This window comes from Halocatena marina (assembly GCF_023276375.1).
Classification (GTDB): Archaea; Halobacteriota; Halobacteria; order Halobacteriales; family Haloarculaceae; genus Halocatena; species Halocatena marina.
In genome coordinates, this window is record NZ_JALLPK010000001.1 from 390160 (window position 1) to 403477 (window position 13318).

The 13318-nt window shown below is 55.3% G+C and carries 11 protein-coding genes and 1 tRNA gene; 6 read left to right on the forward strand and 6 right to left on the reverse strand.

The window, feature by feature from the left end:
• Nucleotides 1–17: 17 nt before the first annotated feature.
• The 4 genes from MW898_RS01945 to MW898_RS01960 are packed head-to-tail and all read right to left on the reverse strand — an operon-like array spanning nucleotide 18 to nucleotide 7654.
• Nucleotides 18–2015, reverse strand: a complete 1998-nt coding sequence (locus MW898_RS01945; RefSeq protein ID WP_248904069.1) for a SpoVR family protein — start codon at nucleotides 2013–2015, stop codon at nucleotides 18–20.
• On the reverse strand, nucleotides 2008–3318 hold the full coding sequence (locus MW898_RS01950) for a YeaH/YhbH family protein (RefSeq protein WP_248904071.1): 1311 nt from the start codon (nucleotides 3316–3318) through the stop codon (nucleotides 2008–2010). The genes MW898_RS01945 and MW898_RS01950 overlap by 8 nt, the downstream gene beginning before the upstream one ends.
• Complete coding sequence (locus MW898_RS01955) at nucleotides 3309–5585, reverse strand: PrkA family serine protein kinase (protein WP_248904073.1); 2277 nt, start codon at nucleotides 5583–5585, stop codon at nucleotides 3309–3311. The genes MW898_RS01950 and MW898_RS01955 overlap by 10 nt, the downstream gene beginning before the upstream one ends.
• On the reverse strand, nucleotides 5582–7654 hold the full coding sequence (locus tag MW898_RS01960; protein ID WP_248904075.1) for a PrkA family serine protein kinase: 2073 nt from the start codon (nucleotides 7652–7654) through the stop codon (nucleotides 5582–5584). Before MW898_RS01960 ends, MW898_RS01955 begins: the two co-directional genes overlap by 4 nt.
• Nucleotides 7655–8057: 403 nt before the next feature.
• Between MW898_RS01960 and MW898_RS01965 the strand changes: the two genes are divergently transcribed.
• Complete coding sequence (locus MW898_RS01965) at nucleotides 8058–8444, forward strand: DUF5820 family protein (RefSeq protein ID WP_248904077.1); 387 nt, start codon at nucleotides 8058–8060, stop codon at nucleotides 8442–8444.
• 77 nt (nucleotides 8445–8521) lie between these two features.
• Nucleotides 8522–8971: a UPF0179 family protein gene (locus tag MW898_RS01970; protein ID WP_248904078.1), complete on the forward strand. Its 450-nt coding sequence runs from the start codon at nucleotides 8522–8524 to the stop codon at nucleotides 8969–8971.
• An 8-nt stretch (nucleotides 8972–8979) separates the two neighbouring features.
• Here the strand turns inward: MW898_RS01970 and MW898_RS01975 are convergent, their stop codons facing one another.
• A complete protein-coding gene (locus tag MW898_RS01975) occupies nucleotides 8980–9777 on the reverse strand; it encodes a M14 family metallopeptidase (protein ID WP_248904080.1) in 798 nt (265 codons plus the stop codon).
• A 290-nt stretch (nucleotides 9778–10067) separates the two neighbouring features.
• Between MW898_RS01975 and MW898_RS01980 the strand changes: the two genes are divergently transcribed.
• Both MW898_RS01980 and MW898_RS01985 read left to right on the forward strand, forming a co-directional pair.
• Nucleotides 10068–10547, forward strand: a complete 480-nt coding sequence (locus MW898_RS01980; RefSeq protein ID WP_248904082.1) for a DUF309 domain-containing protein — start codon at nucleotides 10068–10070, stop codon at nucleotides 10545–10547.
• A 144-nt stretch (nucleotides 10548–10691) separates the two neighbouring features.
• Nucleotides 10692–10775 (forward strand) — tRNA-Leu (locus MW898_RS01985).
• Between the two features lie 140 nt (nucleotides 10776–10915).
• Here the strand turns inward: MW898_RS01985 and MW898_RS01990 are convergent.
• Nucleotides 10916–11185 carry a DUF8072 family protein gene (locus MW898_RS01990; RefSeq protein WP_248904084.1) on the reverse strand — a complete coding sequence of 90 codons (270 nt, stop codon included), beginning with the start codon at nucleotides 11183–11185 and terminating at the stop codon, nucleotides 10916–10918.
• Between the two features lie 98 nt (nucleotides 11186–11283).
• On the opposite strand from MW898_RS01990, the gene MW898_RS01995 reads away from it, so the two are divergent.
• Together MW898_RS01995 and MW898_RS02000 are read left to right on the forward strand one after the other, a co-directional pair.
• Nucleotides 11284–12090 (forward strand): inositol monophosphatase family protein, encoded by an 807-nt coding sequence (locus tag MW898_RS01995; RefSeq protein WP_248904086.1) that lies wholly within the window; start codon nucleotides 11284–11286, stop codon nucleotides 12088–12090.
• Between the two features lie 52 nt (nucleotides 12091–12142).
• A complete protein-coding gene (locus tag MW898_RS02000; RefSeq protein WP_248904088.1) occupies nucleotides 12143–13312 on the forward strand; it encodes a DUF63 family protein in 1170 nt (389 codons plus the stop codon).
• Nucleotides 13313–13318: the final 6 nt, after the last annotated feature.

Here is a 13318-nt window from a genome sequence, read left to right on the forward strand (position 1 = left end):
CTCGTGATAATCGTCAATCAGGCGAGCCATTCTTCGGGTTTGGTGTCGTAATCGACATCCGTTGCGGCGAGGTGTTCGACTTCGTTCCACGGAAGCTCGGTCGCAGTGAGATCTTCGCCGTCGTAGCGGAGGAGATTCCCGCGTTCCTCGGGTGTCGGCTCGCTGTCGCGCCGACGGGCCACCTCGATATCATTCTCGTCGAGTTCCTTGACGATCGTTTTTAGGTTTACCGGGCGTCCCCACAGTTTGAAGACGCGTTTTAACACCTGTTGTGCCTGTTCGACATCGAGCATGACGCCGTTGTACTGATGAGAGAGCAACAGCTCGTTGCGGTTGTTGTAGTTACCGTCTTCGACGACAATTGTCGGCTTGCCGAAGTTCGAGAACTGGAGCATGAGCTTTTTCTTCACGTCTTCTACGTCGGTACTCGTCACCCGGTAGTCCTTCGTCGTCTCCATATACTCGTAGGTGAAGTAGCTGTGCTCGTTGACGAACTCCTGGGTGAGAAACTCATCGAGGAAGGTCACGTCGTTGTGGCTCTCACGAACTTCACGCATCCGATCCCATCCAGCACAGTAATCGACATGGTCGAGCGCCTCTTCGACAGTCGCGTACCGCGCATCGTCGAACATATACCGCGCGATGCGCTCTACGTCCGTCTGCGTGATCTGTTTGAGGAAGCCGCGGTTCTGTGGCTTCGCAAGTGAGTAGTGACGCTCGACTAGCCCCTCGTAGGTGAGTACCTTCCACGGGAATCGATCGGCGTCGATCTCTCCCGCTTTCGCGGCGGCGAGTCCCTCGTTATCGATGCGTGGATCCTCGGGATCGAGCGCAGCGAGCGTATCGCTGTCAACCCGGTCAACCACGGAATCGGGTTCAAGATGCTTCATCACCCGATCGAGATCGACCGTGTCGTGGAAATTCCGCCACGTAATGCCCTCGGTCCGGAGGAGATGCTCAACCACGTTCCGGCGGTTCGTCACGTTCTCAATATACTCCCACAGCTCCTTGCCGAGCTTGTACGGGTTGAAGCCGGGCGAACCGAGCACTTTCGATTGGTGATCCGCGTAGTGAATGAACTCGTTTTCGTCCGCGAATCCCTCCTCACCCATCATGATCGACTCCCAGTAGGCAGCCCACCCCTCATTGAGAACTTTTGTCATTTTTTGGGGTGCGAAGTAGTACGCCTCTCGACGGAGGAGTTCCATTATTTCGCGCTGCCAGTCCTCGAATTCGACTGCTTTTTCGGAGTCATCGTCATAGCGCATTCCGTGTTTGCGCAGGAATGAGATGATGTCTCGTTTCGGTTCGGCGGGAAACGATGTCACGTCCTCGTCCTTTCGTTGCTCGTCTAACCACTCGTCGTCGAAGACCTGTCCGATCACTTCTTCGCTCAGACCGAGATCGCCCAATTTCTCGTCGATATCCTCGTCGGTCGGTGTTTCGTTCGGCCATCCCTCTGCCGTCGAGAACGGCTGGTATTGGTCGATGCAGTCTTCCATACAGAGCACGTTGTCAATCCACGCCTCAACCTCCTCGCGGTCGATTTCGGGATCATCCATATACGACTCGATGATCTCTGCGTGGCTCGCAAGCATCCGGGCTGCATCGGGATTGTCAGAGAACAGTCCGAACCATTGATTCTTTGCGAAGAAGTCGGCATGGGCCTCCACGTGCGTGATGACCGCCTTCTGGTCCGCCAGTGCGTTCGATTCCTGTAAGAACGCGTGTGCCGGATTGTCGTTGTTGACCAGTTCGTAGGCTTTTCCGCCGAGGAATTGACGCTGTTTTTGCTGTTGGTCGTACTTCATTCCCCAGCGCCAGTGTGGATAGCGATCCTGAAATCCGTTGTACGCCACGAGCGAATTCATTTCGTCGTAATCGACGACCCAGTAGTTCACTGGGTACGGATCGAGACCGAGCTTCGTAGCTAACACTCGTGCCTCACGCACGGTGGATTCGAGTCCCTGTGCGATTCGCTGCTTATCCGCTCTGTCTGTCGGTGGCTTACTCATTGCTCTCGGTACTCAAGATTGTGTAGATGGCATCAACGACGTCGCCCGGATTCGTCACGTATGCGACTGCAACGTTGCCACTGTCGATGAAGTGACGCTCGACTTCCTCTGCGTGGGTCGCGTTGATGGCATTTCCACTCGGTTGTGTCTCGACGTACGCGTGAAGATTTGCGTCGATCTGTTCCATCATTGGAATCACACGCTCGGAGGTGTCGTTCGAGGAGTTCTCCGAGTCGCCAGCTGCGAACACATAGCGATTCCAGTCGCTCCACGGATACTCCTCTAAGAGTTCGGCTGCGAGTTCGTACGCGCTCGAGATGCGTGTTCCACCGCCAGATCGAATGCCGAAGAATTCATCGCGCGAGACCGCCCACGCGTCGGCGTCGTGGGCGATGTAGATGAACTCCGCGTTGTCGTATTTGCCTGTCAGATACCAGTCCAGCGGCGTAAACGTTCGCTCGACCAGCTCTCTCTTCTTCTCACGCATAGAGCCCGACACGTCACGAATGTTCACGACGACAACGTTCCGCTCTTTTTCTTCGATGATCTCCGGGTAGCGATATCGTTCGTCCTCGCGCCGGAACGGTATCTCTTCGATTCCTTCTTCGCGGATCCGCGTGGCTGTCGACGTTCGCTCGACCGATGCCATCATCTCTTCGATGCTCTCCCACTCGGTCCGTTCTTCGGGAGGGAGGCTCTCGTAGGCGTCGTCGATCCACGCTCGCGAGACTGGGATGCTCTCCTCTCGAGCCCACTGGAAGACAGCAGCCGGTCCCATGCCTTCGACCTTGAGTGCCTCGCGGACGTAGTCCTCGTCGAAATCCATCGCCAGCTTGCGCTTCAATCCCGATTTGAACAACCGATCGAAATCGAGTGTGCTTGCTGGACCTGTCCGTGTGATGTCGGTGTACTCGCCTTCTTTCTCCTCGACGACCCGCTTTCCTTTTGGCTCAAGATCCAACCCGAGTTCGTCATCGAGCTCCTGTGCGAACTCCTCGGGATCCATCTCGTAGTACTCGTGCTCACCACCTTCTTCGCCCGGCTCTCCCTCTTCATCACCGTCACCCGGCTCTGGCTGTCCAACAGGTTCACCGACATCCGGTGCCTCATCGTTTCCCTGCCCGACGCCACCTTGATCGCGTCGGTCGTACTCGAACGAGGGGAGGTCAACGATCTTGATCGGAATGTGAATCTCATCGGGAAGACTCTGTCCGAGGTCACCGTACTGGATAAAATCGGCGAGGTCTTGCCTGCGCTCCTCACCGACTTCCCGGTACCGTTCGAGGTCGTCTCTCAGTCCCATTTGTAACTCACTTGACTCATGACGTGTCGACTCGTCAGCTCAGCAGACGCTTCGCTGTAGTCGAACATCTCGATCATGTTGTCGATGGTCTCTTCTTTCACTGTGGCTGTCTCGGTCCCGGTTGGTGGATCATCCCACTGACGAGGGTCGAAGTCCTCGAATGTCCGGCTGACCTCTTCCCAGTCGTGACTCCCGAGAACCGTTCGGATCACGGGGATTTCCTTTGGATTGACATCTTTCACCCGGAACTCCTCGTCTCGGTTGTGCCACGCGTGGCGGTTCAGCGCCGTGATGATTTTCTCGATTCGGAACGATCTGACGGCTTCGGACGGTTCGGTTCCCGAGTAATGTTTCTCGTCGAATCGGCCGAGATGCTCGATCTCGAAGACTTTCATTTTGAGCGGATCGGGATCTTCGTGTTCGCCGCGGTCGTTCACGATCGGCTCTTCTTCGGCCCACGCGTAGACGTGTTCGACGTATTCTTCGACCGTCGCCACGTCGACGCGCTTTTCGCGCATAATCGCTGTGAGGACATCCTCCTCTTGGGTAGAGAAGATCTGGTTTTTCACCTGCACAACGCGATTCTCGAACTCCGTTCGTTCGGTGTCGGAAAACACAGGCGCATCGCGGAGTCCGTCTGCCATCGCGTCTAGTACGTCGCGTGGCATAATGATGTTTTCAACCGAGAAATCTGGGTGGTGTCGATCCTGCTCTTCGTAGAGGAGATCTGCAACGACATCTCGTGTGTACGTCACCGGAATGCCGTGCTGTCCATCGGTAGCGTCGTCTGCAAAGTCGAATTCGTCTTTTCCACGCTGATCATCGCCGTCGCGGATGTATCCAGCGTCGAACAGCCGTGCTTTGTCCACAAGATCGAGTCCTGGTGGCAGATCGTCTGTGTCGAGGCGCGTAACGACCGAATAGAGCGCTGCCGATTCGATAGCGTGTGGTGCGAGTTCGCGCTCTGTTACGTCCTGCTCGCTTCCCCGTACAGTGATGGTGAGTGATTCGCGGATCATCTCCTCCAGCTGATCGTACGAATCGGCCACCCACACTTCGGTTTCGTTCGTTAACTCTCGCCGAAGGAGCTCTGCTTCGAGCGAGAGGTTCGTCAGATACCGGAACTCGTGCTTATCAAGACGCCGCTTGAGTGCTTTGAGTGGGTCTTGTCCCTGCCGATCTGCGTGTTGATTGAGTTGTGCTTCGAGGTCGGGGTTAGAGATGATGATCAACTGCGTGTCGATGTCCATCCCGATACCCTTATCGAGCTTCACGTGTCTCTCGTCAGGAACGTTGAGCAGCTTCTGCAGGAGATCAGCGTGTTGTGCGGCGTCCTCGACCAATGTTAGCAAACCGTTACCTTGTGAGAGCACGCCGTCGTAGCTGAATGCTTGTGGGTTCTTCCGACCGCGCGAATCGAGCTTTTGCAACATTCCTGCCATCCACGATCCCACGAGACGCTCTTTCGGCGTTCCTTCGTCCTCAGAGTGGAGGACGCCGATTCCGTCTCCGATATCGACCACGAAGTTCTTCACGCGAAGATGCTCTGGGTTCGTCACAGCCGAAAACAGGTCATCGCGTCCCTGTCTGCGGTACTGCTCTTCGAGGTAGTCATAGGCCTCCCGACAGAAGGGATCGAGTTTGCTACCGACCTGAATCTCGATGTGATCATCGAGGCGTTCGTTGAGCTCATCGAGCAGGTGCTGGCGAACCGTCGGTGGGAAAACGGTCAGTGGATGTGACTGGACTGGGCTCGCATACCAATCGTCCTCGTCGCTCACTGGCTGATCGCCGTAGGTAAGCCCGCTGGATTCTCGCGCACCAGCGACGTTCCACTCGATGGTGTATCGACGCCCCTCGTCGGTCTTCGAGTACTCCCGAAGCCCGTTAATGAGACATCGCTTCATCTCCGATTTTCCCGTCGCTGTTGGTCCTTCGAGCCAGACGATCTTCTCCTCTTTACCACGTTGGGAGGCGATCGATCGGAGATCGTCGACGAACTCATTGAGCACCTCAGTGTTGCCGAGAATGGCGTGCTCACCGTCGTTGTGTGGGTCGTCGAAGAACCGATAGCGTTCGTTCTCCTCGCCCTCCTCGACCACCGTTCGGGTACCAGCGCTTTCGATGGCTTCGAGAAGGTATTTACTCGCGTGTGAGGCTAGTTGGGGCTGTTCAAGGATGCAGTCGACGTACTCCTCGATACCCATCGGCTCTTCGTAGGTCTCGGTCAGCTCACGGTCTGCCTCATGGATGAACTCCCGACTCATTCCTCTAGTTCAGTTTTAGCCACCTCCGCTCCGGCGAATTCGAGCACCTCCTTTGCCCCCTCGCGGGAGTAGCCTTGATCGACGAGTGCTTCGATCCACGCGTTTCGTTCGTCGTCTTCTGTCTCGCCACTGGAAACGAGTGCCGAGAAGTTGATGTTGTGTTTCTTATCTTCCCACAGCTTCCGTTCGAGTGCCCTGCGCAGCCTGTCGTTGTCCTGTGGATTGAAGCTCGTTCCCTCACGGGCACGCCGCGAGACCCAGTTCGAGACTTCCTGTCGGAAGTCATCTTTGCGGTCTTCAGGGATGTTGAGCTTCTCCTCGACGGACCGAAGGAACGTCTCGTCCGGTTCGGATTCTCGACCCGTGATCTCGTCTTCGATCGTGTCGTCGTCGATGTAGGCCATGACGTGATCCATGTACTTCTCGCCCTGGCGTCGGATCTCATCGACATCGTAGGCCAACGCGTGGCGAACGTCTTCGATCGCACGCTCTTTGTACTCCTCGCGCACCAGCTCGAGATACCGGTAGTACTGCTCGAAATGTTCCTCGGGAATCGAGCCGTGGTTTTCGAGATTGGCGTCGAGGTGGTTGAACGTCGTGAGTGGTGAGAGGAAATCTCGACCCCTGTGCATACTGTCCATGATTGCTTCTGCAATCTCGTCGCTGATGAAGCGGGGTGAGACGCCTTCCATTCCCTCACCGACGTCTGCGGTTTCTGTGGCTTCTTCACGAAGCTTCTTGACGTCTATATCGTCGATTTCGTCGATCTCACCGTTGTAGGCTTTTGATTTCTGAACGATACCGATCTGTCCACCGTCTGGTTCGACGACGCGCGTCAGGACGCCGAACAGCCCAGCCATTTCGAGCGTGTGAGGTTCGACGTGGATGTCGGGGAGGTCGGCGTTGTTGAGCATCTTCTGGTAGATCTTCGCCTCCTCCTCGTACTGGAGTACGTATGGGAAATCGATCCGTTTTGTACGGTCGTTGAACGCCTCCATCTTCTCATCGCCCTTTTTCTCCTTGTACTCGGGCATGTTGGTTCGTCCGACGATCACCTGATCAATGTCGATCCGTGGATTGTTCTTTGGCTTGATCGTCTGTTCCTGACTTGCGTGCAGGAAATCATACAGGAATTCGCGCTGTAGTTTGAGTAACTCTTCACCGCTGAAGACGCCACGATTGGCATTACAGAACGCTCCCGAGTAATCGAACGCCCTCGGGTCGGACTCACCGTAGACAGCAAGCTTCGAGTAGTTGACGTCTCCGGTGAGTTCGGTTTCGTCCTGATTTTTCTTATCTTTCGGCTCGAACGTCTCAATCGCGAGACGCTTGTTTTCGTCGGCCACGAGGCGGATGATTTCGATGTGGTTTTCTAACACCTGCTTGAGATCATCATCGTAATGTTCGAGCAGCTTATCCATGTAGAACTCGCTCGCTGGATCGAGTGACTGCTCGTTTCGGATGGTATAGGGTGCGTCGAGATGCTCGTTGAGTGTATCAACGACCCGATCGCGCTGGGATTGGGGAAGCAAGACGATCGGGTCCTGATTCATCGGTGAACGGACCACATCGTCGGCTGGGTCCTGATCACGGATCACATCGCAGAGATTGATCCACCGGAAGGTGTACATTCGCCCTTCTTCTCGGAGTGTATAGTCCTCGAAGTAGCGACGCACCTGCCGGTCGAAGTCGGATTTACCCGACCCGACGGGACCGAGCAGCAGCTTGATTCGCTTTTCCGGACCAAGCCCACGAGCACCGGATTTTACCTTATTCACGAATTCGTGAATAGCTTCGTGGATGCTTCGTCCGTAGAAGGTGTTTTCGCCGTCGGAAAGCGGATCCTTACTAGCGAGACGGTACTCAACGACACCGGCATCTTCATCGTATTCGGTGCCGTAGTAATCGAACATGTCCGCAACGCGTTGATGAGCGCTGCGGGAAATCTTGGGCTCCTCGTGGACGGTCTCAAGGTACCACTCAAACGAATGAGTGTGACGTAGATCAGCGGGAATTGAATCCTGATACGCCGTGCTGAGGTCTTCGAGGGTTGCCATGTCACCTGTCATGGTATCACGGAGCCGGTTTGGTTCTCCCGACCGCGTCAGTCTCAGAGATTACACCGCGCGAGCGTCCCCTACCATCGGATCAAAGTATGACGATCAACGCCACACAGACCCGCCGTGTCTCAAATACCGACCAACCAGCACGGAGGAAGGGGACCACACGGGCGGAATAATCCCCGATACTATATATCACGTTAGCTCTTCACATACATAAGTCTTCCCTCGATGGCGGTATCTAACATTCATCGCGACAAATAAAACCGCCGGCAGTCGTTGATAAATACGAAGGACACGATTGAATCGTGGCTCAGTATTTATATACGGTCCTCTAGCACGCGTCGGCATGTTGATGAGACGGGCGACCAACGATCGTATCTCTCATTGTCTGTGGTGTTTTACAACAACTATGCACATTGATCCGCCATCGGGATGGCGGCTCTGGAACGAGGAGAGCGAGCGGATAATCCTCGCTTATCGGCCGGACGTGTTCGACGGGGGATCATTTCCTGCCGCGTGTCTTCCGACAGTCTATGTTACGCGCGGACGACGAACCCGACGTCCGGGAAACCAGCGAACTGAAACAAACACGTGGTTCGTCACGCTCTTTCTCGAACCGGACGTAGAACACGACGCAGAACGATTCGATACACGCTCTGAAGCTATTGAAGGTGCAATCGAACTTGCCGATCGGTTTGGGGCTGGTGAGATTGATTATCGCGGGCTATATCAGATTCCTCGCCCGGCGTATTTCGACGCGTTGGACGAACTCACCGGCATCGACGACGAATCCTGATGACCGCTAGTTCGTGGCTGAACCCCGTCACCAGTTGTGGACGAGGTGTTTAACACCGGTGATACGCTATCTCGGGTATGACCACTGTTACACTCATTGGAACTCGACTCGCAGAAGAGGGGGTCGAATTCGTCTACCACGGAGCATCACCTGACTGTGATGGCTGTCCGTACCGGGAGCAATGTCTCAACCTTACGGAAGGTACCCGGTATCGGGTTACGAACGTGCGAAAATCCGGAACGCTGGATTGTGCTGTCCACGACACTGGCGTCACCGCAGTCGATGTCGAACCAGCCCCTGTTCGTGCTAATGTTCCCTCTACGAGTGCGTATGCGGGTTCGAAAGCGCAGCTTGGAGGACCCTGCCCCCACACCGAATGTCCGAGTCACCCCTACTGCGAACCGATGGGTGCCGATTTCGACGGCTCATACAAAATCGCGGAGGTTCTCGGTGAACCACCGCACGATTACTGTATGCTCGAACGAGATCTCACGCTCGTCCAACTCACGACAGAAGACAAAGGATAACTATTACGTCACTTCAACTTTCCGTTCAACTCGGCTGCGTATCCGAGCTGACTATCGTATCCGTACGGCGACATGAGAACTGGATAGAACGGCTCCTCAGCGATCAGTTCCCTGTCGTCGATGGTGGCGTACGGCGATCCTTCATCGACTCGTTCGAAATTCTCAACATGAACTGCATACGAGTCCGCAGGCTGTTTTGGAATAAGCTTTTGTAGCTGATAGACTGGAATTGCCCGATCCTCTGTTTCGACAGAGCCAGAGCCAGAGCCGGGAAGCGCCCCGGCAGCGGTAAGGAATTCTCTAACGAGTTGCACGGCATTCTCCGCGGCTTGATCGGAGCCCTGCAGGCCACATTCGACCTCCACGACATCGACGTATCCGACCAGCGTGTTTTTGACGAAATCTGCCGTTTCGACGAGCACATCGATCGAAAGGTGGGGACAGATTGTCTCTGCAAGCGGGCCTGCTTCGTCGACGATCGCAAATGGACGACTATACGACTGTGTTGAGTGCATTGAGAGGGTCGTGCATCCCCGAAGCTCATCTAGAAGCTTGTATGCCAAGCGGGTTTCATATGCCTCAGCATCGGGATTGCCGGGAAACACTCGATTCATATCGGTCTCTACGTAGCGCACATTACGATCGAGTGCGCGTTCATTCGCAATGATGAACTTAACCGGCCGTTCGACGGCTGGTTCCTCCGCAAGCAATGTCTCGATCGCATGCGCGCCACACGGTTCGTCGCCGTGAATCGACCCAACAACCGCGAGGTCTGGTTCGCCCTCGCCCAACTGTTCAACGCGCATGTTTAGGTGTACCACGGATTCCCTAATCAATCATGCGATTTGTTGTCGTCGAACTCATATTCTGTTAATTCGTTTCTGTCGGGCACTTTCCTACTAATCTTCCACATTATTTGTCATATATACGATTAAGATATGAAAGATTACTATTGCGGTTCTCATTCGAAGCAGGTGAGTCATCGGTTTAGCTTGTTCGATTTAGAGATATGGTTGTGTTGGTAGAAAGTTCTCTTTGCACTTGCCGAACGAGTATCGTCCGAGGGGTTACGTGAACATAGTTTGTAGTAGATGGCATGAACGATCACACGCGAGACGATTCCGTGGCTCCGTCTGCTTCTAATCCGACTGGATGGCTTCCCGAGAGCGACCGTTGGGAGCACGGGACACTACGTCGGGCGACGATCCACGGTGTTCGACTCTACAACGCCGGGGCGTTTCACGAGTCTCACGACTGTTTTGAAGCGGAGTGGTACAACTACGGGAACGGAACCACTGAGAGTGCGTTTCTCCACGGAATGGTGCAGGTAGCAGCAGGCGCGTACAAGCACTTCGATTTCGAGGACGATGCTGGTATGCGGTCACTCTTCGAGACTGCCTTACAGTATCTCCACGGTGTTCCGAACGACTACTATGGTGTTGATCTCCTTGATTTGCGAACGAAACTCACCAACGCGCTTGTCGATCCAACTGTACTTCACGGCTGGACAATCACACTCGATGGTGAGTGTCCCAGTGCGAGCGAACGAGACCACGAGTACGCTGATGGACTCTAGTGGCGTTCACGCACTCGGTAGCTCTCCGCACGCGTGATGGTTAACTACTCTTGGTATCATACGACATTCTGGACGGTCGCAGTTTGCTCGTTGGCGACGCGCTTCGCAACGTTTTAGCATTCGGAGAGACGACTGAAAGTGCGTGCGAGGGTAGCCAAGCCTGGAAACGGCGGCGGACTCAAGATCCGCTCCTGTAGAGGTCCACGGGTTCAAATCCTGTCCCTCGCACTCACACGAGTGCAGCAAGATGGAGCAAACATCTTGCCCTCGCAACTTCTTCACTACAACGCTCTGATCGATAGATATCTCTCGACCGTTCCGGTACGGGAGTGAGCCTACTCTCACCTCAATCGCAGCGACGGAGCGTTCTATGCATCGATCGGAGTGACATCGACGACTGCACCGACGATTTCCCACCCGTCTTCGGTTTCTTTTCCGGCGACGACCGTCTCGTCGTCTTCTCCCTCTGTGATGATGCGGTACGTTTCGTTGTCAGCGACGGAGACTCCTTCTCCTTGAAACGCTTCTTGAAAGAACTCGGTGCTCTGCATCCGGAGGTCGACGGTCGTTCCATCGGTGAACGTGATGCGGAGTGGATCGGGCGTGATGTTGTGGATGCGCTTTGCGAGCGTGTTCATACTGATTGCTCGGCAGCAGTACGCATTAGCTGTTCCATCTATCATATCTAATCCATACGACCGACGGATCTTTGCCCGACGGACTGGGACCGATTCACATGGTTGACGCTGAGAGCAGAGTCATGGTCGCAGACCGAGCGGCACACGCGGGGGCTGAGGTAGCGATGCAGTCGTTTCGCACTGCTATCGCTGTCGACACAAAAGCCAGTAAAACCGATGTCGTCACGCAAGCCGACCGCGATACCCAAGCACGTGTCAGAGCAATCATTGAGGAGACGTTTCCGGACGAAGCCATCGTTGGAGAGGAAGCTGAAGCACGCAAAACGGTACCAGATACGGGCGTCGCGTGGATCGTCGATCCGATCGATGGTACGAGTAACTACGTTCGAGGTGTGCGGATGTGGACCACGAGTGTTGCGTGCCTCGTCGACGGTGAGTGTGTAGCGGCTGTGAATGTGTTTCCTGCCCTCGGTGATACTTACATCGCCGGACCGGACGGTCTCACGCGAAACGGCGATCAGGTTGAGGTGAGTTCCGAATCGGATCCAGAAGCGGGTGTGGTTTCACCGACTCTCTGGTGGGATTTTGATCATCGAGATGAGTTTTCCGCCGCCGTCACGGCTGTCGTCGAGCGGTTCGGTGATCTTCGTCGGAGCGGATGCACACAGGGTACTCTTTCACACGTTGCCAGCGGAGGATTGGATGCCGCCATCTCGAACGTCGATCACTCTCCGTGGGACACAGTTGCGGGTGCGTTCATGATCGAACAAGCTGGTGGGACTGTCACCGATCTCACCGGTGACCGTTGGCGCTACGACGCTACCGGACTGGTCGCCTCGAACGGTCACATCCACGAGGAGGTACTCGCTGCAGTACGATCAATCGAGGATCGGACCCGGACGTAGCGCCGTGTATCGGAAGCATAAACACAACGCGACTCTGAACCTGCGGTAGTTTATGGAATCGACCGAACGGTTCAGCTCGGTGATCAACTCCGGGCGAGCCTGGATAGTCGCTGCAGTGCTCGCTGTCGTCGTACTGGTCGGTGGTGCCCTTGCCTTCCCGCGTCTGGTGTATGATCGCTTCGTCTGGCAGTATTTCTGGGGTCCTGTCTACGCGGATGCGCATAACGCCAGGTGTGCCGTGCTCTCTGATGGAACGGCAACGCTTCTCTCTGATGGGTGTCTCAGCGCCGAAACAGCCGGAAAGGTCGTCGCACGACCGGGCTATACGCTCGTATCTGAAGCTGGCTACGCACTGATTCTTATCTTCATGCTGCTCGGGGTCTTGTACCTCCTCCGGTGGGTCCAAATCGGCCGTGACCGCCGTCTCTTCTTTGCACTCGTCCCGTTCATGTTCTTTGGCGGTGCACTCCGGGTCGTCGAGGATGCGACTGACGCTGCCCTCAGAGCTGGCGCTGGGGAAATCATCGGATACCCACTCAACACGCTCATTATCAGCCCCGTCATCTATTTCGTCGTCTTTTTCGTCACGCTCGCTGCGCTCATGACGGCACTCGCACTCGCTCGATGGAACGTGATCAAAAGAGAGGAGTACACGTACGTCGCTGGGAGTATTGGAACGGTTGCTCTCTTCCTCACGATTGGCTATATCGGCTATTTAGTCACCACGACCATCGCTCCCGAACGAATGAGTGCTGGGTTCTACCCACAGATCACCATTCTTGTCGTTATCTTATCAATACTCATCTCTGTCGGCGTCTATTCGGCCACCGATCGGGTCGCTCCGTGGATAAACGCTGGAACTCGACGCATCGGTCTCGTTGTCATCTTTGCACAGGCACTCGATGGGGTTGCGAACGTCCTCGCCGCAGACTGGGCGAAAGAGCTCGGTCTTTCGTTCTACTACAGCGCGAAACATCCGATCAACCAGCTCATCATCGACATCACTGATAGTGTGCTTCCACAGTCGGCGATCGATACTATCGGAACAGCGTGGCCGTTCCTTCTCGTGAAAGTGGTTGCTGCAGTGGCCGTCGTCTCGCTCTTCGATGAGAGAATCTTCGACGAAAATCCGCGTTATGCTCTTTTGCTTCTCATCGCAATCACTGCGGTCGGTCTCGGACCGGGTACCCGAGACATGCTCCGAGCGACGTTCGGGATCTGATCATTT

Excerpts from the sequence above, each read along its gene's own strand:
- MW898_RS01995 (WP_248904086.1), top strand. The coding sequence starts at position 11,284 with ATGGTTGACGCTGAGAGCAGAGTCATGGTCGCAGACCGAGCGGCACAC.
- MW898_RS01960 (WP_248904075.1), bottom strand. The coding sequence starts at position 7,654 with ATGACAGGTGACATGGCAACCCTCGAAGACCTCAGCACGGCGTATCAG.
- MW898_RS01950 (WP_248904071.1), bottom strand. The coding sequence starts at position 3,318 with ATGGGACTGAGAGACGACCTCGAACGGTACCGGGAAGTCGGTGAGGAG.
- MW898_RS01965 (WP_248904077.1), top strand. The coding sequence starts at position 8,058 with ATGCACATTGATCCGCCATCGGGATGGCGGCTCTGGAACGAGGAGAGC.
- MW898_RS01990 (WP_248904084.1), bottom strand. The coding sequence starts at position 11,185 with ATGAACACGCTCGCAAAGCGCATCCACAACATCACGCCCGATCCACTC.
- MW898_RS02000 (WP_248904088.1), top strand. The coding sequence starts at position 12,143 with ATGGAATCGACCGAACGGTTCAGCTCGGTGATCAACTCCGGGCGAGCC.
- MW898_RS01945 (WP_248904069.1), bottom strand. The coding sequence starts at position 2,015 with ATGAGTAAGCCACCGACAGACAGAGCGGATAAGCAGCGAATCGCACAG.
- MW898_RS01980 (WP_248904082.1), top strand. The coding sequence starts at position 10,068 with ATGAACGATCACACGCGAGACGATTCCGTGGCTCCGTCTGCTTCTAAT.
- MW898_RS01975 (WP_248904080.1), bottom strand. The coding sequence starts at position 9,777 with ATGCGCGTTGAACAGTTGGGCGAGGGCGAACCAGACCTCGCGGTTGTT.
- MW898_RS01970 (WP_248904078.1), top strand. The coding sequence starts at position 8,522 with ATGACCACTGTTACACTCATTGGAACTCGACTCGCAGAAGAGGGGGTC.
- MW898_RS01955 (WP_248904073.1), bottom strand. The coding sequence starts at position 5,585 with ATGAGTCGGGAGTTCATCCATGAGGCAGACCGTGAGCTGACCGAGACC.